The organism is Pseudonocardia lacus, assembly GCF_018531445.1.
In the GTDB taxonomy this organism is placed as follows: Bacteria; Actinomycetota; Actinomycetes; order Mycobacteriales; family Pseudonocardiaceae; genus Pseudonocardia; species Pseudonocardia lacus.
Window position 1 is genome coordinate 1 of sequence record NZ_JAHDTH010000053.1, and the last position, 19,405, is coordinate 19,405.

17 protein-coding genes are annotated in these 19,405 nt (G+C 74.0%); 5 read left to right on the top strand and 12 right to left on the bottom strand.

Translation table 11 applies throughout. From position 1 onward, the window contains the following. Positions 1 to 245: 245 nt before the first annotated feature. From KIK08_RS14095 to KIK08_RS14120, 6 genes are all read right to left on the bottom strand, one after another. Positions 246 to 1,430, bottom strand: a complete 1,185-nt coding sequence (locus KIK08_RS14095; RefSeq protein ID WP_214403575.1) for a fumarylacetoacetate hydrolase family protein — start codon at positions 1,428 to 1,430, stop codon at positions 246 to 248. A gap of 95 nt (positions 1,431 to 1,525) precedes the next feature. Next, entirely contained in the window at positions 1,526 to 2,374 is an 849-nt protein-coding gene (locus KIK08_RS14100) for a hypothetical protein (protein ID WP_214403576.1), read from the bottom strand. Positions 2,375 to 2,556: 182 nt separating this feature from the next. Then, positions 2,557 to 4,455, bottom strand: a complete 1,899-nt coding sequence (locus KIK08_RS14105) for a glycoside hydrolase family 127 protein (protein WP_250556984.1) — start codon at positions 4,453 to 4,455, stop codon at positions 2,557 to 2,559. A 2-nt stretch (positions 4,456 to 4,457) separates the two neighbouring features. Continuing rightward, entirely contained in the window at positions 4,458 to 5,303 is an 846-nt protein-coding gene (locus KIK08_RS14110) for a carbohydrate ABC transporter permease (RefSeq protein WP_308257630.1), read from the bottom strand. Further along, positions 5,300 to 6,229 (bottom strand): carbohydrate ABC transporter permease, encoded by a 930-nt coding sequence (locus KIK08_RS14115; RefSeq protein WP_214403578.1) that lies wholly within the window; start codon positions 6,227 to 6,229, stop codon positions 5,300 to 5,302. Before KIK08_RS14115 ends, KIK08_RS14110 begins: the two co-directional genes overlap by 4 nt. After that, positions 6,226 to 7,533, bottom strand: coding sequence for an ABC transporter substrate-binding protein (locus tag KIK08_RS14120; protein WP_214403579.1), 1,308 nt, complete (start codon positions 7,531 to 7,533; stop codon positions 6,226 to 6,228). The genes KIK08_RS14115 and KIK08_RS14120 overlap by 4 nt, the downstream gene beginning before the upstream one ends. A gap of 270 nt (positions 7,534 to 7,803) precedes the next feature. Here KIK08_RS14120 and KIK08_RS14125 point away from each other — a divergent pair, with 270 nt between their 5' ends. After that, the gene (locus tag KIK08_RS14125) at positions 7,804 to 8,874 is read left to right on the top strand and encodes a LacI family DNA-binding transcriptional regulator (RefSeq protein WP_214403580.1); all 1,071 of its coding nucleotides are present in this window, start codon (positions 7,804 to 7,806) and stop codon (positions 8,872 to 8,874) included. 48 nt (positions 8,875 to 8,922) lie between these two features. Here the strand turns inward: KIK08_RS14125 and KIK08_RS14130 are convergent, their stop codons facing one another. The 6 genes from KIK08_RS14130 to KIK08_RS14155 all read right to left on the bottom strand — a co-directional run bounded on the left by KIK08_RS14130 (position 8,923) and on the right by KIK08_RS14155 (position 15,502). Next, entirely contained in the window at positions 8,923 to 9,672 is a 750-nt protein-coding gene (locus KIK08_RS14130) for an SDR family NAD(P)-dependent oxidoreductase (protein WP_214403581.1), read from the bottom strand. A gap of 195 nt (positions 9,673 to 9,867) precedes the next feature. After that, the gene (locus tag KIK08_RS14135; RefSeq protein WP_214403582.1) at positions 9,868 to 10,455 is read right to left on the bottom strand and encodes a TetR/AcrR family transcriptional regulator; all 588 of its coding nucleotides are present in this window, start codon (positions 10,453 to 10,455) and stop codon (positions 9,868 to 9,870) included. A 22-nt stretch (positions 10,456 to 10,477) separates the two neighbouring features. Next, positions 10,478 to 11,659 (bottom strand): pre-mycofactocin synthase MftD, encoded by a 1,182-nt coding sequence (mftD, locus tag KIK08_RS14140; protein WP_214403583.1) that lies wholly within the window; start codon positions 11,657 to 11,659, stop codon positions 10,478 to 10,480. Between the two features lie 79 nt (positions 11,660 to 11,738). After that, the gene (locus tag KIK08_RS14145) at positions 11,739 to 12,554 is read right to left on the bottom strand and encodes a mycofactocin-coupled SDR family oxidoreductase (RefSeq protein WP_214403584.1); all 816 of its coding nucleotides are present in this window, start codon (positions 12,552 to 12,554) and stop codon (positions 11,739 to 11,741) included. 100 nt (positions 12,555 to 12,654) lie between these two features. Then, positions 12,655 to 14,004: an MFS transporter gene (locus KIK08_RS14150; RefSeq protein WP_214403585.1), complete on the bottom strand. Its 1,350-nt coding sequence runs from the start codon at positions 14,002 to 14,004 to the stop codon at positions 12,655 to 12,657. Positions 14,005 to 14,122: 118 nt separating this feature from the next. Then, positions 14,123 to 15,502, bottom strand: coding sequence for an MFS transporter (locus KIK08_RS14155; protein ID WP_214403586.1), 1,380 nt, complete (start codon positions 15,500 to 15,502; stop codon positions 14,123 to 14,125). A gap of 166 nt (positions 15,503 to 15,668) precedes the next feature. Between KIK08_RS14155 and KIK08_RS14160 the strand changes: the two genes are divergently transcribed. Genes KIK08_RS14160 through KIK08_RS39925 form a run of 4 tightly spaced genes read left to right on the top strand, consistent with a single transcriptional unit; the run spans position 15,669 to position 19,200 of the window. Further along, positions 15,669 to 16,304, top strand: a complete 636-nt coding sequence (locus KIK08_RS14160) for a DUF47 domain-containing protein (RefSeq protein WP_214403587.1) — start codon at positions 15,669 to 15,671, stop codon at positions 16,302 to 16,304. Between the two features lie 2 nt (positions 16,305 to 16,306). Beyond that, positions 16,307 to 17,299: an inorganic phosphate transporter gene (locus KIK08_RS14165; protein WP_214403588.1), complete on the top strand. Its 993-nt coding sequence runs from the start codon at positions 16,307 to 16,309 to the stop codon at positions 17,297 to 17,299. 51 nt (positions 17,300 to 17,350) lie between these two features. Further along, positions 17,351 to 18,202, top strand: coding sequence for a patatin-like phospholipase family protein (locus KIK08_RS14170; RefSeq protein WP_214403589.1), 852 nt, complete (start codon positions 17,351 to 17,353; stop codon positions 18,200 to 18,202). Then, complete coding sequence (locus KIK08_RS39925; RefSeq protein ID WP_214403590.1) at positions 18,199 to 19,200, top strand: 1-acyl-sn-glycerol-3-phosphate acyltransferase; 1,002 nt, start codon at positions 18,199 to 18,201, stop codon at positions 19,198 to 19,200. The genes KIK08_RS14170 and KIK08_RS39925 overlap by 4 nt, the downstream gene beginning before the upstream one ends. Positions 19,201 to 19,405: the final 205 nt, after the last annotated feature.

The window sequence follows — 19,405 nt, forward strand, 5'->3', positions numbered from 1 at the left end:
AGCAGCGCGGCGCGCCCGGCCCGGCCCAGCGCCTCCAGGCCGGCGGCGGCGCCCGCGGCGGCCCGGGTGGTGCGCTCGACCTCGGCGTCCGTGGTGGGTGGGGCGACCGGCACGGACTCGCCCGTGCGGGGATCGGTGGAGACGACGGCGGCGGTCACTGATCTTCCTCCGGGTTTCGGGAACGGGTCAGGTGCACTCGCGCACGGCGTCGGCCAGTGTCACCGACCGGAGCGCCGGGCGCTCGGTCACCGCAGCAGCCCGCGCGCGGCCAGGTTGCGCATGAGGTCGGCGATGCCGAACTCCCACGGTTCGCACTCGTCGGACGGGCGGACGCGGTTGACCAGGGTGCCCAGCCGGGGCGAGGAGACGCTGACCAGGTCGCCGGTCTGGTGGGTGAAGCCCTGGCCGGGGGCGTGCCGGTCGGCGGTGGGGGCGAACATCGTGCCGAGGTAGAGCACGGCCCCGTCGGGGTAGCGGTGGTGCGGCCCGACCAGCTGGGCCACCAGGTCGGTCGGGTCGCGGCTGATCTCCGACATCGACGACGTGCCGTCGAGGTGGAAGCCGTCGGTGCCGTCGACGGTCAGCGCCACCGTGGCCTCCCGGACGTCGTCGAGGCCGAAGCCGCCGTCGAAGAGCCGGACGAACGGTCCGAGCGCGGCCGAGGCGTTGTTGTCCTTGGCCTTGGGCAGCAGCAGCGCCGAGCGGCCCTCGACGTCGCGCAGGTTGACGTCGTTGCCCAGCGTGGCCCCGACGATCCGGCCGGCCGCCGACACCAGCAGCGCGACCTCGGGCTCGGGGTTGTTCCAGGTCGACGACGGGTGCACGCCGGCGTCGGTGGCGGTGCCGACGGCGGCCAGCACCGGCGCCTTGGTGAAGATCTCGGCGTCCGGGCCGATGCCGACCTCCAGGTACTGGCTCCACCGCCCCTCGGCGACCAGCACCTCGCGCAGCGCGGCGGCCTGCTCGGAGCCGGGGCGCAGGGCCCGCAGGTCGCCGCCGACCAGGTCCTGGATCTCCGCGCGGGCCTGCGCGGCCGCGCCGGCGTCGCCGCGCACCCGCTCCTCGATCACCCGCTCCAGCATCGAGGTCACGAACGTGACCCCGGCCGCCTTGACGACCTGCAGGTCGACCGGGGCGAGCAGGTGCGCCACGGCGGGGTCGCGGTGCTCGGGCGGGGTGGCGGCGAGCACGGCGGCCAGGTCGGCGATCCGCTCACCGGGCGCCTCGCGCAGCCGCGTCGCGGGGTCGTCGGTCTCGGCCAGGTCGCGCACGGTCGGGAAGGTGGCCGTGACATCGTGCAGGCCGTCGGGGCGGACGGCGACGACGGCGGGGCCGACGTCCGGCCGCCAGACCCGTCCGACCAGGGCGGCGTCGTCGGCGTCGGTGGGCAGGATGGTCTCGACCGGGGGCGGCCAGGCTGCGGCGGTCACCCGCTGATCCTCTCCCGCCCAACCGTCGAGAACGAAGTTGTCGTGATTTTGGACCGGTCCAATCGACGACAACCTCGTTCTCGACGGTGGGTGGGTCAGGAGATCTGGCCGGTGAGGTGGCGCAGGCGGTGGCGGAACGCGTCCAGCTTGGCGTCGCGGTCGCTGTCGGTGCCGCGGGTGGCCAGGCGCTGGCCGTTGAACTCGAAGTCCTGCGCGATGGCGTAGACCGGCATCACCGCGGTCGTCAACCCACCGTCGCCGACCTGGCGGCGCAGGTCGCGCAGGGCCTCGGCGAACGGCGAGTGGCCGGTGAGGGAGTAGTAGTTCTCGACCACGTCGTTGGCGACGTGCGGGTGCAGCAGGTCGGTCTTGGTGACCGCGATGAGCAGCCAGATCGGCTTGCGCGACGCGCCGACCAGCGACGCGATGTGGGTGGCGGTCCGGCGGAAGTCCTCGACCTCGCGCTCGCGCTGCAGGGCCCGGTAGGCGTCCAGGCTCAGCGAGGTGTCCAGGGCCTGCGGCGTGCTGCCGGGTCGGGCGGTGGCCAGGCCGTCGGCGACGACGTGCACGACCCCGTCGACCGGCTCGCTGTGGAAGAGCTGCTCGAACCCGGTGCGGCGGGCGGCGACGTCGCCGCCCGGGACGATCCGGAACCGCATCCCCGACAGCCCGGTCCGCCAGGCCTGCTTCTCCACCGTCGGCGACTCGAACTCGATCGGCGAGTAGTCGCGCTTGCGCGAGCAGGCCTGGTGCACCAGCACCGTCTTGCCGCTGCCGCCCAGCCCGGTCACCGCGACGATCGGGTTGCGGGCGCGGTAGGCGTCGGGCAGCCGCTCCCGCGCGGCCCCGATGACGACCGGGACGGCCGTGGTGGCCAGACCGCGGACCACCTTGTTCCTGGCCAGGGACTGGACGCCGGTGACGACGGCGCGGGCGACGGGCATCGGGGCTCCTCAGCGGGACGGCGGTGGTGTCCGATGCGGCCGAGCGGAAAGGGGAGCGCGATCGGACGTCACCGGAGGATATCCAGCCGCCCGCACCGTTGATCGGTGTGGACGCGCTGCTCGACACGAATCGGGCGTATCGGGCGCGCTGCGGTGATCGGCGCGGGGACCCTGGGCCGCCCTCACTCCCCGGCGATCGGCATCCACACCCGCATCGTCGACGGCCCCCGCTCGGCCCAGTCGTGGTAGGCGACCAGTGCCACGTCCACCCCGTCCCCGACCCCGTTCGGGCTCGGCGGCGCCCCGTAGGGCCACGCCGCGTCCTTCGCCCCCGCCGCGCGCAACCGCACGACGACGGCCCCGTCCACCTCGCGCGGCGGGACGCTCGGGTCGATCCCGACGTCGGCCACGTCGTCGACCTGCCCGTCGGTGGCGGCGGCCAGGTCGACCGACTCCAGGCACAGCACCTCGGGGCCGCGTTCCACGGCGAGGCAGCCGCGGACGGCGTCGATGCGCGGGTCGGCGGCGGTGAGGCGGGGCGCCACCGGCAGGTGCAGCTCGACGACGTCGCCGTCGGCGAAGGCGCGGTGCACGGTCGCCGAGCCGGGCTCGACGTCCCGCTCCGCCGGTTCCCCCGCGGCGGGCAGGACCCGCAGCCGGGCGCCCGACGCCCACGCCGGGACCCGCAGGGTGAGCGTCCACGGGGCGGCGCTGTCGCCGCGGACGTGCACCCGGACGACGCCGTCGCGCGGGTAGTCGGTCTCCACGTCGAACGCGATCGGGCGGCCGTCGGGCAGGGTCGTGCGGACCGTCGCGGGGGTGTACTGGTGCAGCTGGACGCCGTCGTCGTCGGCCGTGGCGACGTAGCGGGCCAGGCCGGCGAGCGTGCGGGCGACGTTGGGCGGGCAGCAGGACACCGCGAACCACGGCGCCCGCAGCGACGACGACGCCCGCGGCGAGACCTCGTCGCCGCGGGCGGCCGTGCCGGGGACCCGCTGGTGCAGGGTGTTGGTGTAGAAGAAGGCCGTGCCCGCCTCCGACGGCGAGGTCGCCACGACGTTGAACAGGGTGCGTTCGACCAGGTCGGCGTGCTGCGGGCGGCCGGTGGCCAGCAGCAGCCGCCAGCTGAACATGATCGAGCCGACGCCCGCGCAGGTCTCGGAGTAGGCGCGGTCGGGCGGGAGGACCCAGTCCTGGCCGAAGGCCTCGTCCTGGTGGTGCGAGCCCTGGCCGCCGGTCAGGTAGGTGCGCCGGGCGACCGTGTTGTCCCACTGCCGGGCCAGCGCGGCCAGCAGCTCGTCGTCACCGCGCTCGACGGCCACGTCGACCGCCCCGGCCGAGAGGTAGCCGGCGCGCACGGCGTGCCCGCGCAGCACCGTCGCCTCGCGGACGGGCACGTCGTCCTGGTAGTAGGCGCGGCCGAACTCGATGTCGGCCAGCGCCCCGCGCCCGCGGCGCTCGACGAACAGGGCGGCCTGGTCGATGTAGCGACCCTCGCCGGTGGCCCGGCCCAGCGCCACCAGGGCCGGCTCGATCTCGGCGTGCCCGCAGACCGCGTCGCGCCCGGCCGGCCCGAACAGCTCGCAGACCAGGTCGGCGGCCCGCCGGGCCACGCCGAGCAGGCCGTCGTCGGCGTCGGGGCGGGTCGTGGCCCTGGCCGCGGCGGCCTGGAACAGGTGCCCCAGGCAGTACAGCTCGTGGCCCCATTCCAGGTCGGTCCAGCGCGGCGGCTGGCCGGGCCGCCCGAACACGGTGCCCAGGTAGCCGTCGGGCTCCTGGGCGGCGGCCACCCGCGCGACGATCGCGCGGAAGCGGGCGTCCAGGGCGGGGTCGCCGGCGCGGCCGATCTCCCACGCCATCGCCTCCAGCAGCTTGTAGACCTCGGAGTCGGAGAACTCGCGCCCGCGCCTGCCATCGGGCAGCCGGCCGGCGGCGGCCAGGTCGAAGTTGCCCAGCCAGCCCTCCCGCTCCAGCCAGTGCTCGATGTGCGGGAGCGTGGCCGTGGCGTTGACGTGCTGGCGGTGGCCCCAGAAGCCGCCGGTGATGGTGACCTCGTCCAGGCCGAGCGGTCGCAGGGTCATCCTCATCCCTTGAACGCGCCCGACATGAAGCCGCGCACGTAGTGTCGTTGGAGCAGCAGGAACAGCACGATGCAGGGCAGCGCGAGGATCACCACGCCGGCCTCGGTGGCGCCGTAGTCGACGACCCCCTGCACCTGGCTGCGCAGGTTGGCGATGGCCAGCGGCAGGGTGATCCGGGACGAGTCGTTGATCAGGATCAGCGGGGCGATGAAGTCGTTCCAGGCGGTGAGGAACGCGAACAGCCCGACCGTGATCATCCCCGGGCGCACCGCGGGCAGCAGCACCCGCCACAGCGTCGTGAACGTCGAGCAGCCGTCCACCATCGCCGCCTCGTCGAGCTCGCGGGGCACCGACTCGAACGAGACCCGCATCATGAACACCGAGAACGGCAGCTGGAACATGGTGGTCACCAGGGCCACGCCGACCAGCGAGTTCGCCAGGCCGACCCGGTTGAGCAGCACGTAGAGCGGGATCAGCAGGGTGGCGTAGGGGACCATCAGGATGGCCAGCGTGGCCAGGAACAGCAGGTCCTTGCCGGGGAACCGGAACCGGGCGAACGCGTAGCCGCCCAGCAGCGAGACGGCCAGCGTCAACGCCACGGTGAGCAGCGAGACGAACGCCGAGTTGGCCAGGTACCGGCCGATCCCGGCCTGGTAGCCCGCCAGGGTCTCGTAGTTGCCGAAACCCCAGCCGTCGACCTGGTTGGTGCCCGGCTGCGGCGACACCGAGGCCACGCCCGTCCACAGCAGCGGAAACAGGAACACCAGCGCGATCGCCCCGGTGAACACCCAGTACGGGGTGCGGATCGCGATGCCGGCCAGCGTCGTCCCGCGCGCGGGCGCCGTCACGTCCCCTCCTCCGGTCGCCGGAACGCCCGCAGCTGCAGGACGTTGACCAGCACCAGCGCCCCGAGCACCAGCACCGACAGCGCGGCGGCGACGCCGAGGTCGTTCTGGCCCTGGAACGCGACGCTGTAGACGAGCTGGACCACCGAGATCGTGCTGTTGTCCGGCCCGCCCTTGGTCAGGATGTAGAACTGCTCGAACGCCAGCAGCGACCCGGTCACGCACAGCACGGTCGTCAGCGCGAGCGTGGGGCGCAGCAGCGGCAGCGTGACGTGGCGGAACAGCTGCCAGCGCGACGCCCCGTCCATCCGGGCCGCCTCGTAGACCTCCACCGGGATGCCCTGCAGGCCGACCAGCATCAGCAGCATGTAGAAGCCCGCGTACCGCCACACGATCAGGAACAGCGTCGACCACAGCGCCGCGTTCGGCGTGCCCAGGAACGTCGCCCCCAGCTCGGCCATCAGCGGCGACAGCGGCCCGGCCAGCGGCGAGTACAGCACGTAGAACAGCAGCGACGCCGAGGCCAGTCCGAGCGCGCTGGGCACCAGGATCGACGTGCGCAGCAGGCCCTTCCACCGGGTCGACTCCTGCACCAGCAGGGCCAGCCCCAGGCCCAGCCCGATCAGCAGCACCGTCGCCAGCACCGTGTACTTCACGGTGAAGACGACCGAGTCGAGGAAGAACCGGTTGTCGACGGCCTTGGCGTAGTTGTCGGGGAAGTTCCAGCCCCGGAACCCGCTGAGCAGCGGCCAGCGCGCCGCCGACATCACCAGCACCAGCCCGAGCGGCGCGACGAACAGCGCCACCACGAACACCGCGGTCGGCGTCGCGTAGAGCCACCCGCTCAGCGCCCGCCGCCCGCGCCGGCGGGGCGCAGCCGGCGGCGCGGGTGGCGTCGACGGCGGGCGCGTGGGGACGTCCAGGCTCACTGCCCGAGCACCGCCGTGATCTCCTCGTTGTTCTGCTCCAGCGCCGTCCCCGGGCCCAGCACCGCCTCGCGCACCAGCGTGAGCCACGGCCCGGTCGGGGCGTTGAAGGCCTGCTGGAAGTTGCGCGCGACCGGGGTGACGCCCTCGGCGGCGACCTCGTTGATGGTGACCAGCCGCGGGTCGCTCGTGGCGTACCTGTTGGTCGCGAGGTCCGAGCGGGAGACCACGTCGTTGTTCTTGGCCAGCACCTCGACCTGGGCGTCCTCGGTCATCAGCCAGGCCAGGAAGTTCCACGCCTGGGCGGCCTTGGTGGAGTCCTTGGACACGCCGATCCCGTCGCCGCCGACGAACGTCGACGCGCCGCCGCCCGGGCCGGGGATGCCGGCCACGCCGACGTCGACCGTCTGCTGGACCGAGGCCAGCAGCGTGGCCGGGTAGGGCTGCAGGCCGACCTTGCCCGAGTTGAAGCCGGCGGTCCATGTGGGACCGGCCTCGTCCTGCGAGGACGGCAGCACCGCGCCGGAGGCCCACAGGTCGCGCCAGGTGTCGTAGACCTCGGTGGCGGTGTCCGAGGCCAGCAGGGACTCGGTGCCCTCCGGGTTCATCACCTGCTCGCCCGCGGCCCACATCGACGGGAACCAGGTGAAGACCAGGCAGCCCCCGCAGTTGAGGCCGGTCGCGGTGCCGTAGGTGTCGGGCTTGCCCAGCGCCTGGATCTTCTTGGCCGCGTCGGCGAACTCCTCCAGCGTGGCCGGCGCCTTCTCCGGGTCGAGCCCGGCCTCGGCGAACAGCGTCTTGTTCCAGAACAGCATCGACAGGTCGAGCACGAACGGCAGCACGTACGAGCTGCCGTCGAGGGTGCCCGCGCTCATGTGCCCCTTGTTGAGGGTGTCCTTGAACGGCAGGCCGTCGATGTTGGCGGTGAGGTCCTGGAAGAGCCCCTGCTCGGCCCAGTTGGGCACGTAGACGATGTCGGCGGCGAACAGGTCGGGCAGCCCGCCGGCGCCGGCCGCCGCGCCGACCTTGGCCACGTAGTCGTCGTTGGGGACGATCGTGACCTCGATCTTGTTCTGGTGGGTCGCGTTGTAGGCGTCGACCAGCAGGTTGGTCTGGGTCTCCAGCGAGTCGCGGGCCCACAGGGTGAGCGTGGCGCCGTCGTCGACGCCGTCCGGCCCGACCTGCGCCACCTCTCCGCCGCCCGGCGCGGCGCCCCCGCCACCGCACGCGCTGACCGCCAGCAGCAGCGCGGCGACGGCGCCGGCCGCGGCGCGGGAGCGGGCCGAGCGCCCTCGAACGCCTCTCATGCTGTCTCCTCGAGCTCGTCGTTGAGCGGTGCCGCCGCGGTGGGCGGCCCGGGAAAACGCTGTCCTCGTGCTTATCGCGCTTTTCGCAGCCGGGTTCGGCCGGCGTGCGGTTGATCGACTGTTCGTCCTGGTGGAAGCAGGTGTTGTGAGCGCTCACACGGAGGTCGTACCGTGGTCGAGCAAGGCGAAAAGGTTTTCGGAAAGGTAGCCCCGTCCGGGATGCCGGTCAAGGGGTCGACCGTTGTTAGGGTTCGAGGGCGAGGAGGTCGGATGACGGGTACGGAACCGGCGCGCGCGGGCCGACCGGTGACGCTCACCGAGGTCGCCCGCCTGGCCGGCGTGTCGGTGGCCACCGCGTCCAAGGCGCTCAACGGGCGCGACCGGGTCGCCCCGGCCACCCGCCAGCGCGTCATCGACGCAGCCGACCGGCTCGCCTTCAGCCCGAACCCGCTGGCCCGCGGCCTGCTCGCCGGCCGAACCGGCACCGTCGGCCTGCTCACCAGTGACCTCGACGGCCGGTTCGTCATCCCGATCCTGATGGGCGCCGAGGACGCCTTCGGCGCCGGCCAGGTCAACGTGTTCCTGTGCGACGCCCGCGGCGACGCCATCCGCGAGCAGCACCACCTGCGCGCCCTGCTCAGCCGCCGGGTCGACGGGCTGATCGTGGTGGGCGAGAAGACCAACCCCCGCGCCTCGCTCGGCCACGCGATCCCGGTCCCGGTCGTCTACGTCTACGCGCCCTCCGACGACCCGTCCGACCTCTCCCTCACCCCCGACAACGTCGGCGCCGGGCGCACCGCCGTCGAGCACCTGGTCGCCGGCGGCCGCACCCGCATCGCCCACATCTCCGGCGACCCCACCTACGCCGCCGCCCAGGACCGCGCGATCGGCGTCCGGGAGGGCCTCGCCGCCGCCGGCATCGACCTGGTCGGCGAGATCATGTTCGCGGAGTGGTCGGAGCGCTGGGGCCGCGACGCCGCCGCCGTCCTGCTGACCCGCCACCCCGACATCGACGCCGTCCTCTGCGGCTCCGACCAGATCGCCCGCGGCGTCCTGGACACCGCCCGCGACCTCGGCCGCGCCGTCCCCGAGGACGTCGCGGTGATCGGCTTCGACAACTGGGAGGTGCTCACCCTCAACGCCCGCCCCGAGCTGACCAGCATCGACGCCAACCTCCAGCAGTTGGGCCGGCTCGCCGCCCAACGCGTCTTCGCCGCGCTGGACGGCGTCGACATCGGCAGCGGCACCCAGTTCCTGCCCGGCCGCCTGGTGATCCGCGGCTCCACCGTCCCCCGCCGCGGACGCGCGCCGCCCCCCCCGTCGAGAACGAAGTTGTCGTGATCAACCGGGCCTGTCGATCACGACAACTTCGTTCTCGACGGGAGCGGGTCAGGTGCGGGGGCGCAGGCGGAGGCCTTCCATACCGCCGTCCACGGCGAGGGAGGTGCCCGTCGTGGAGCCCGACAGCGGGGACGCCAGGTAGAGCACCGCGCGGGCGACCTCGTCGGCGGAGACGAGCCGGCCGTGCGGCTGGCGGGCCTCCAGGGCGGCGCGCTCGGCGGCCGGGTCGGGGGCGGAGTCGAGCAGCCGGCCGACCCAGGGGGTGTCGGCGGTGCCGGGGTTGACGGCGTTGACGCGGACGCCGTCGGGCATGCCGTCGGCGGCCATGGCGCGGGTCAGCGCGAGCACGGCGCCCTTGGACGCCGAGTAGACCGCGCGCTGCGGCAGGCCGGCGGTGGCGGCGATGGAGGACGTGTTGACCACCGCCGCGTTCGCCGACGCCCGCAGGTGCGGCCAGGCGGCCCGGCTGACCCGGGCCGTGCCGACGACGTTGACGTCCAGGACGCGCGTCCACTCGTCGTCGGTGGCGGTCTCCACGGTGCCCTGGGCGCCGATGCCGGCGTTGTTGACCAGGATGTCGAGCCCGCCGAGCGCGGCAACGGCCTGCTCGACGGCGGCCAGCACGGCGGCGTCGTCGCGGATGTCGGCCCGCACCGCGACGGTGCCCGGCGAGGTGGGCGCCTCCCGGTCGAGCACCGCGACGGCGGCCCCCTCCGCGGCGAACAGCGACGCGATGGCCGCGCCGATCCCGGAGGCGCCGCCGGTGACCAGGGCGCGCAGGCCGTCCAGCGCGCCCATCACGCGGCCCCGGACGTCGGTTCGGCGCCGGTCTCGGTCGAGACGGCGGGCATCTCGGCCCCGGGGGCCCCGATGTGGGCGAATCTCACGAACTCTCCTCCGGTCTGTGCGTGCGGATCGTCATGCGCCTCATGTTTCGCGCCACCCGGGGGTGCCGTCGAGAACGACGTTGTCGTGATCGACAGGCCGGAACGATCACGACACGTTCGTTCTCGACGGGCCGGGCAGGCCGTGGGTGAGGAGGTCGGCGACGACGGCCGGGTCGAGGCCGTGGCCGCCGTCGCCGTGGGTGATCGAGGCGACCGAGGCGGCGACGGTGAGCAGCCGGGCCGCCGCGAGGTGGTCGGGCGCGGGCGGGCCGTCGTGCGCGCAGGCGGCGGCCAGGTAGCCGGCGACCCGCTCGATCGTGTCGCGCTCGAACTGCAGGGCGTGCTCGCGCAGCTCCGGGTGCGTGTCCAGCTCGCGGAAGACGATCCGGTGCAGCCGGGTGGGCGTGCCGAGCTGGTCGCGCAGCCGCCGCCACAGCTCCGCCACCGCCTCGCGCCGGTCGGTCGGGGGCGGGTCGGGCAGCAGGCCGGTCAGTGCGGTGTCCGAGCGCTCCCGGACCAGCACCAGCAGGAGGTTCTGCTTGGTGCCGAAGTGGTAGAAGATCAGCCCCTGCGGCACCGCGGCGGCGCGCGCCAACCGGGCGGCCGAGGTGCCGTCGAAGCCGTGCTCGGCGAACAGCTCCTCGGCCGCGACCAGGATGCGCTCCCGGCCGGTGCCGTCGCGCCCGTCGGTCATCGCCCCCCGCGCCGTCCCGGCCTCACCTCTTGGGCGAGGACCGGGTGAAGTCGGCCGGGATGACCAGGTCGTCCGGGCCGAGCTGGTGGATCGAGGACTTGGCCAGGCCGAACAGCGTCTCCTCGACCCCGCTGCGCAGGATGGCCAGCACGTTGTTGACGCCCTTCTCGCCGTTGGCCGCCATGCCCCACAGGTAGGCGCGCCCGATCAGCACCGCGCGGGCGCCCAGCGCGAGCGCCTTGACCACGTCCGAGCCGCGCCGGATGCCGCCGTCGAGCAGGATCTCGACCTGGTCGCCGACGGCGTCGACGACGTCGGGCAGCAGCCGGATGCTGGCCGGGGTGGAGTCGAGGTTGTTGCCGCCGTGGTTGGACACCGAGATCGCGGTGGCGCCGATGTCGACGGCGCGCCGGGCGTCGTCGGGGTGGGTGATGCCCTTGACCATGAACGGGCCGCCCCACTGCTCGCGCAGCCACTGCAGGTCGTCCCAGGTGACCGGCGGGGTCATCATCCACTGGCCGTAGGCGCCGAAGAACGACGGCACGTCCTGGCCCTCGGTGACCAGGTTCGGCACGCCCAGGTCGGGCAGCTTGCCGTGCTTGAGCCAGCGCAGCAGGTAGCCGGGCCGGACCGCGACCTGGGGCGCGTACTTCGCCATCGCCTTGAGGTCGAGCTTCTCCGGGATGAACGGGCTGCCCCAGTCGCGGCGGGAGTCGAACACCCAGTCCAGGGTGACGATCAGGCCCTTGGCGCCGGCCTTGCGGGCCCGCTCGGCGCGGGCCAGCATCGCCTCCCGGTCGCCCACCCAGTAGGACTGGAAGAAGAACTTCGGGTTGGCCTCGGCGACCTCCTCCACCGGCTTGGAGGCGAACGACGACAGCCCCATCACGGTGCCGGCCGCCGCCGACGCCCTGGCCACGGCGACCTCGCCGTCGGGGTCGACGGCCTGCACCCCGGTCGGGGAGATGATCACCGGGAACGAGATGTCCTGGCCCATGACCGTGGTGGCGACGTCGCGCTCCTTCGGCAGGTCGGCGACCCGCGGGCGGAAGCCGAGCTCGGCGAAGGCGGCGGTGTTGTCGTCCATCGTCGTACCGGCCTCGGCGCCGCCCACGAGGGCGAGGTAGACGCCCTTGGGCAGCCGTCGCTTGGCCCGGCGCTGGGCCTCGGCGACCGTCTCGAACCAGTCCCTGGTGCTTGCCATGGGTGGACCCTAATTCCTTTCCCGGCCCACCGGACCAGCCGGAAGGGCACACATACCTGCCCGTACGTCGGGGGCGGGTTCAGAACTCGGTGACGCCGGCGTCCGGAGCGATCTCGTGCGCGGTGATGTACCTGGACTCGTCGGAGGCCAGGAACAGCACCGTGTCGGCGACGTCCTCGGGCTCGGTGATGTCGACCGGCAGCAGGTTGGTGAACATCGGGGCCAGCCGCGGGTAGCTCCCGATGGCCTCGCCCAGCACGGCCTGCATGTCGCCGGAGCCCATCGGGGTGTTGACGCCCGTCGGGTGCACGGTGTTGACACGGACGTGGTGCTGACCGAGCTCGGCGGCGAACGCCTTGCTCATCCCGCGCACGGCCCACTTGCTGGTCGTGTAGGGGACCATGAACGGCTGCACCTTCAGTCCGGCCGCCGAGCTGATGATGATCACCGACCCGCCGCCCGCGGCGACCAGGTGCGGCGCGCCGGCCATCACGGTGTTCCAGACGCCGGTGACGTTGGTGCTGATGGTGTCGTCGAAGATCTGCGGGGTCACCTCGTCCCACGCCCGGGGCACGCAGATCCCGGCGTTGGCCACCACGACGTCGAGCCGGCCCAGTTCGGCGACGCCGTCGTCGACGGCGGCCCGGAGCGCGTCGAGATCGCGGACGTCGACCCGGGCGGTGACGATCCGCCGGTCGAGCTTCTCCACCATGGCCGCGGTCTCGGCGAGCTCCTCCGGGGTCGCCGACTCGTAGGCGACGCTGGGCAGCGGCGCGGCCACGTCCACGGCGATGACGTCGGCGCCCTCCCGGGCCAGCCGCACGGCGTGCGCCCTGCCCTGCCCGCGCGCCGCCCCGGTGATCAGCGCGACCTTGCCCTGCACACGTCCGGCCACTTCGTCCGCTCCTTCGTCCGACTGTCCTCGATCTCGACGGTCCTCCTGACTGAACACTCAGTCAACGACAGTGATCGTCTGATCGGACACAGTGCGAGCGTCAGGCCGGCACGGTGGCCGTGCGGGCGCCGTTGAGGACGCCGAGCACGTCGCGGTAGCTGCGGCTGTAGGGGCTGTCGGGCAGTCGCCCGTGCAGCGGCGTCGGCGGCGCGGCGACGGGGCGGGCCGCCGTGCCGACGCGGGCCGCGGCGGTCCGCGTGAGGTCGGCGGCGCGACCGGTGCCGATCGCCAGTGCGATGCCGGCGCCGACCAGGGACAGCACCGCGACGGTGGACAGCGCGGTCGCGATGCCGGCGCCACCGGCGAGCAGCCCGATGACGGGCGGTCCGCCGAGCAGGCCGGTGTAGCCGACGGTGGAGGCCAGCGCCACCCCGCCGGAGCCGCCCAGCGCCCCGGCCCGGGCGACGGCCAGCGGGAACACGTTGGCCAGGCCGAGCCCGACCAGCGCGAACCCGGCCAGCGCCACCGGCACCGACGGCGTCGCGACCGCGGCGACCACGCCGAGCGCGGCCACCAGCGAGCCGCCGGCCAGCAGTTGGGTGTCGCCGAGCGCGCGGGCGAGGCGCCCGCCGGTGAGCCGCCCCACGGCCATCGCGGCGGAGAACGTGGCGTAGCCGGCGGCCGCGGCGGCGGGGGAGGCGCCGAGCGTGTCGCGCAGGTGCAGCGCGCCCCAGTCGGTGAACGCGCCCTCGCCGAAGGCGGTGCAGCCGGCGATCAGGCCGAGCGCGACGAGCAGCGGCCGCGGGCCCCGGGCCGGGGCCGACCGCTGGGACGCGGGCCGGCGGGGTGCGTCGCCCGCCAGCAGGGTGGGGGCGATGGCGGCCGCGACGAGCAGTCCGACCGCGCCGACCGCGATCAGGTGCGGGGCCGGTGCGGTGCCCGCGACCAGCCCACCGACGGCGGCCCCGGCCAGTCCGCCGAGGCTGAACGCGGCGTGCATCGGGGCCAGCACGGGGCGGGCGGCCCGCCGTTCGACCTCGACGCCGAGGCTGTTGGCGGCGACGTTGACGCAGCCGGTGGCCGCGCCGAAGACGACGAGCGCGACGGCGAGTTCGGGCACGGTGGTGCTGAGCCCGGGCAGCGCCGCGGTGAGGCCGAGCAGGACCGCCGACGCGGCGCCGACCAACCCGGCGCCCAACCGCGCGCACAGCGCCCCGGTGAGCTGCATGCTGGCCAGGGCGCCGAGCGAGACGCACAGCAGCGCGAGGCCGAGCGCGGTCGCGTCGGCGCCGGTGCGGGCGGCGACGTCCGGGATGCGGGCCGCCCAGCTGCCGAAGACGGCGCCGTCGAGCGCGAACAGGACGGTGACGGCGACTCGCAGCCGGTGCGCAGGCGGACCGGTGGCGCGGGCGGCGCGCAGGAGGCGCGCGGGGTCCAGGGGGAAGGGCATGGGGTACCTCGTCGGTGCGTCGGATCGGGGGAGCGCTGCGTCGAGCACTCCCTCCAGGGTGGTCAGAATCGATCCAGACGTCACCGTGAACCGACTCACGGGCACCGCGAGGCGTGCCTCAGGCGTCGGCTTCGATCAGCAGGTCGCGGCCCCGCGTCTCCGGCATCCGCACGGCCGTCAGCAGGCTGACCATCATGATCGCCATCATGTAGAGCACCACCCCGAGCCACCCGGCGAAGACCTGCACCAGCGCGCCGGACAGCAGCGGGGCGATGCCCCCGCCGAGCACCGCGGAGAACTCCCGGCCGAGCGCGACGCCGGCGTAGCGGTGGCGCGAGCCGGACAGCTCGGCGAAGGCGGCGGCCTGCGAGCCCACCGTGCCGTAGGCGGCGAACACGAAGCCGAGCACGATGACCAGCACGACCAGCGCGCTGTTGCCCGTGTCGAGCAGCAGGAACGCGGGGGCCGGGAACACCACCAGGAACGCGGCCACCGCGATGATCACTGGTCGGCGGCCGAAGCGGTCGGTGAGCAGCCCGGCCGTGAACGCCGACGCGCACCCGAACAGCGCGCCGACCAGCAGCGCCTGCGGCACCAGTCGGGGGTCGACGCCGACGGTCTGGATCAGGTAGCTGCCGATGAACACCTGGAAGACGTAGGACTGGGTGTTGCCCCCGATGTTCAGCGCGAACGTGCGCAGGAACGCCCGGCGGCCGGTGGTGAACACGCTGCGGACGGGCGAGCCCTCGGCCCGCTGCTCGGCGGCCTGCTCGCGCTTGGCCTGCTCGAACACCGGCGCGTCGCGCAGCTTGCGGCGCAGCACGTACGCCGCGACGGTGACGAACGCGCTGGAGAAGAACACCAGCCGCCAGCCCCACGACAGCAGCTGGTCGTCGGGCAGCAGCTGCACCAGGATCCACACGACGGCGCCGAGCGCGGTGCCCGCCGACGCCCCGACGAACACCAGCGAGGCGTAGCGGCCGCGCTTGTCGCGCGGGGCGATCTCGGTGAGCAGCACGACGCCGCCGGCCTGCTCGGCGCCGGCCCCGAAGCCCTGCAGCAGCCGCAGCACCACCAGCAGCGCCGGGGCCAGCATCCCGACGGTGCGGTAGTCGGGCAGCAGGCCGATCAGGAACGTCGAGATGCCCATCAGGAACAGCGTCGCGACGAGCACGAACTTGCGGCCGAGGCGGTCGCCGTAGCGGGAGAAGAACAGCCCGCCCAGCGGCCGGGCCAGGAAGCCGACGGCGTAGGTGGCGAACCCGGCCAGGATGCCGACCGCGGGGTCGGCGTCCGGGAAGAAGATCTCGTTGAACACGATCGCGGTGGCGGTGCCGTAGATGACGAAGTCGTACTGCTCCAGCGCGGTGCCGATCAGCCCGCCCCATGCCGCGGTGCGCAGGGCGGACCGGTCGACCTCGTTGCCCGAGCCGTCGTCGACGGTGGCCGTCGTCCGTGGCCGGTCCGCGCCGTTCTCCCCGCCGCTCGCCTCCGCCATCACCGTCTCCCCGCCGAGTCCCGGTCCGCAGGCGTCGACCATGCAACACGGTCGGGTGGTCGACAACTCGTGGTCGCGGGGTACCGGTTCAGAAGCGCCGGGGCCGGGTGATCGCGCGGGGCCCCCGCCCAGTGTGATCATCAGCGGACCGGGTACACCGTGTCCCATGGCCTTCCGCCTGACCCCGCACGAGCGCGGCTTCTACCCGCTGTTCACCCGGGCCGCCGAGAACATCGCCGCGGCGGCCGACGAGCTCGCGAAGCTGGTGGCGGCCGAGCCCGCGCACCGGGCCGGGTCCGCGGCTGCGGTCAGCGACTGCGAGCACCGCGGCGACGAGCTGACCCACGAGATCATGGTCCTGCTCAACCGGACCTTCGTGACGCCGTTCGACCGCGAGGACATCTACCGGCTGGCCTCCGCGCTCGACGACGTCATCGACGCCATGGAGGAGGCCGCCGACCGGATCGTGCTCTACCGGCTCGGGGAGCTGCCGACCGGGATCGCCGAGCAGGTCGAGGTGCTGCGCCGGTCCGCGGCGTGCACGACCGAGGCGATGCCGAAGCTGGAGAACCTCGCCGACCTGGAGAGCTACTGGATCGAGGTCAACTCGCTGGAGGAGGAGGGCGACGGGATCTACCGCTCCCTGCTCGGCGCGCTGCTCGCCCCGCCGGACGGCGGGCCGCCCACCGACGTGCTGACCGTGCTCAAGGTCAAGGAGGTGGTGGAGACCCTGGAGGAGGCCGCGGACGCGTTCGAGACGGTCGCCAACACCGTGCAGAGCATCGCCGTCAAGGAAGCCTGACCGTGGAGCTCGCGGCGATCATCGTCGTGATCGTGGTCGCGCTCGGCTTCGACTACACCAACGGCTTCCACGACGCCGCCAACGCGATCGCCACCTCGGTGTCCACCCGGGCGCTCACCCCGAGGGCCGCGCTGCTGATGGCCGCGGTGATGAACGTGGTCGGCGCGCTGCTGGGCACCTCGGTGGCCAGCACCGTGGGCAGCGGCATCATCGAGGCGCCGGTCGGGATCTCCGGCCTGGTCGTCGTGCTCAGCGCGCTGATCGGGGCCATCGTGTGGAACCTCGTCACCTGGTACTTCGGGATGCCGTCCTCCTCGTCGCACGCGCTGATCGGCGGCCTGGTCGGGGCGGCGCTGGCCTCGGCGGGCACGGTGAAGTGGTCCGGGGTGCTGGAGAAGGTCGTCATCCCGATGGTCGTCTCGCCGGTCGTCGGGTTCGTGCTGGCCGGGCTGGTGATGCTGGCGCTGCTGTGGATCTTCCGGCGGGGCCGGCCGACCAGGCTGACCCGCGGCTTCCGGCACGCCCAGACGGTCACCGCGGCGGCGATGGCGCTGGGGCACGGCCTGCAGGACGCGCAGAAGACGATGGGCGTGATCGTCCTCGCGCTCGTCGTCGGCGGCTACCACCAGGGCTTCGAGGTGCCGCTGTGGGTGATCCTGGTGTCGGCCGGGGCGCTGTCGCTGGGCACCTACGCCGGCGGCTGGCGGATCATGCGCACGCTCGGCCGGCGGATCATCGACCTCGACCCGCCGCGCGGCTTCGCCGCCGAGGCCACGGCGTCCGCGGTGCTCTACACGACGGCGTTCGCCTTCGCCGCGCCGATCTCCACCACCCAGACGATCACCTCGTCGATCCTCGGGGTGGGGGCGACCAAACGGCTCTCGGCGGTGCGCTGGGGGGTGGCCGGGAACATCGTGGTCGCCTGGGTGCTGACGATCCCGATGGCGGCCCTGGTCGGCGCGGTGGCGTTCTGGCTGCTGCACGCGCTCGTCTGACCCCGGCCCGCTCGCCCGGCGTCCCGGGCCACCGACTGGCAGCATGGGGCGGTGGGGACCGGGGGTACGGCGTTCGTCCTGGGCGGGGGCGGCGTGCTGGGCGCGGTGCAGATCGGCATGCTGCGCGCGCTGGTCGAGGCGGGCGTCCGACCCGACCTGGTGCTCGGCACGTCGGTCGGGGCGCTGAACGGTGCCGTGCTCGCCGCGCTGCCCGCCGACGAGGTGGCCGACCGGTTGGAGCGGGTCTGGCGCTCGCCGGGCGCCCGGGAGCTGTTCGCGGGCGGCAGCGTCGCGCGGCTGCGGCACTTCGCGCGCAGCGGGGTGGCCGCGCACTCGGCGGCGCCGCTGCGCCGGATGATCTCCGAGATCGTCGGCGAGCGCCGCATCGAGGACCTCCCGGTGCCGTTCAGCTGCTGCGCCGCCCGCATCGAGGACGCCGCCGAACACTGGTTCGACAGCGGCCCGGTGGCCGACGCCGTGATCGCGTCCGCCGCGGTGCCCGGCCTGCTGCCGCCCGCCGAGGTCGCCGGGCAGCACTACCTGGACGGCGGCCTGGTCAACAGCATCCCGCTGGGCCGGGCGGTCGAGCTGGGGGCGCGGCGGGTCTACGTGCTGCAGGTGGGGCGGGTCGACCAGCCGCTGCGCCCGCCGCGGCGGCCCTGGGAGGTGGCGATGGTCGCCTTCGAGATCGCCCGCCGGCACCGCTACGCGCGCGACCTGGCCGCCGTGCCGCCCGGCGTCGAGGTGCACGTGCTGCCGACCGGCGGCGGCACCCCGCGCTGGGACAGCCGCGCCGCCCTGCGCTACCGGGCGACCGGGGCCACCGGCCACCGGGTCGCGGCCGCCTACGAGGCGTCGGCGAAGTACCTGGGCGTCTACGCCGACGACGGGAGCCGCGCGTGAGGCCACCACCGCGGTGGGCGCGGCGAGGTCTGCTCGCCCCGGCCATCGTGCTGCTGACGGTCGCCGTGCTCGTGACGCTGCCGGGCTGGCTGGTGCTGGCGGCCGCGGTGTCGCCGCTGCTGCCCGGCAAGTTCCGGCCGCTGCGGGTGCTGTGGGTCGTGGTGGTCGCGCTGGTGCTGGAGAGCACCGTGCTGGTGGTCCTGTACTGGTACTGGGTGCTGTCGGGGTTCGGGGCGGCGCTGCGCACGCCGTTCTTCCAGCGCCGGCACTACCAGCTGGTCGGCTGGTACCTGGGCGTGCTGTACCGCGAGGCCGTGCGGGTGCTGCGGCTGCGGATCGAGATCGAGGGCCCGCACCCCGACGAGTACCTCAACCGCCCGCTGGTGGTCTGCAGCCGCCACGCCGGCCCGGGCGACTCGTTCATGCTGGTCCACGCGCTGGTCAACTGGTACGCGCGCGAGCCGAGGATCGTGCTGGCCGAGAAGCTGCAGTGGGACCCGGCCCTGGACGTCGTGCTCAACCGGCTGCCCAACCGGTTCATCCGCGGCGGGGGAGCGGTGCTGCAGCGCCGGATCGCCGAGCTGGCCAACGCGCTCGACCACGACGACGCGTTCCTGATCTTCCCCGAGGGCGGCAACTTCACCGAGCGGCGCAGGCTCGCGGCCATCGAGCGGCTGCGCAGGCGCGGCATGGAGGACATGGCCCGCCGCTCCGAGGCCATGCGCAACGTGCTGGCCCCGCGCCCCGGCGGGCTGACCGCGGCGCTGGCCGCGGCCCCCGAGGCCGACGTCGTGTGGGTCGCGCACTCCGGGCTCGACCAGCTCTACACCCTCGCCGACGTGTGGTGGGCGCTGCCGCTCGACCAGACGGTGCGGATGCGCTGGTGGCGGGTGCCGGTCGACGAGGTGCCCCGCACCGAGGACGAGCAGGTCGAGTGGCTCTACCAGTGGTGGGAGCGCATCGACGGCTGGATCGACGACGTCCGGCGGGCCGGCTGAGCGGGCCGGTCAGCGCGGGTCGACGGGTCCGGGCGGGGGCTGCGGCACCGGCGGACCGGGCTCGGGCGCCGGGACCGGGGGCGCCGGGTCGGGCCCCGGGACGGGTCCCGGGTCGGGACCGGGCACCGGCGGCGCGGGCTCCGGGCCGGGCGGCGGTGTCGGCGGCACCGGCGGCGGTGGGACCGGCGGATCGACGGGTGGGATC

What these genes read in the sequence shown, in the direction of transcription:
- KIK08_RS14130 (WP_214403581.1), bottom strand. Translation starts at nt 9,672, where the DNA reads ATGGGCGCGCTGGACGGCCTGCGCGCCCTGGTCACCGGCGGCGCCTCC.
- mftD (WP_214403583.1), bottom strand. Translation starts at nt 11,659, where the DNA reads ATGGCAAGCACCAGGGACTGGTTCGAGACGGTCGCCGAGGCCCAGCGC.
- KIK08_RS14125 (WP_214403580.1), top strand. Translation starts at nt 7,804, where the DNA reads ATGACGGGTACGGAACCGGCGCGCGCGGGCCGACCGGTGACGCTCACC.
- KIK08_RS14160 (WP_214403587.1), top strand. Translation starts at nt 15,669, where the DNA reads ATGGCCTTCCGCCTGACCCCGCACGAGCGCGGCTTCTACCCGCTGTTC.
- KIK08_RS14105 (WP_250556984.1), bottom strand. Translation starts at nt 4,455, where the DNA reads ATGACCCTGCGACCGCTCGGCCTGGACGAGGTCACCATCACCGGCGGC.
- KIK08_RS14100 (WP_214403576.1), bottom strand. Translation starts at nt 2,374, where the DNA reads ATGCCCGTCGCCCGCGCCGTCGTCACCGGCGTCCAGTCCCTGGCCAGG.
- KIK08_RS14135 (WP_214403582.1), bottom strand. Translation starts at nt 10,455, where the DNA reads ATGACCGACGGGCGCGACGGCACCGGCCGGGAGCGCATCCTGGTCGCG.
- KIK08_RS14120 (WP_214403579.1), bottom strand. Translation starts at nt 7,533, where the DNA reads ATGAGAGGCGTTCGAGGGCGCTCGGCCCGCTCCCGCGCCGCGGCCGGC.
- KIK08_RS14150 (WP_214403585.1), bottom strand. Translation starts at nt 14,004, where the DNA reads ATGCCCTTCCCCCTGGACCCCGCGCGCCTCCTGCGCGCCGCCCGCGCC.
- KIK08_RS14155 (WP_214403586.1), bottom strand. Translation starts at nt 15,502, where the DNA reads ATGGCGGAGGCGAGCGGCGGGGAGAACGGCGCGGACCGGCCACGGACG.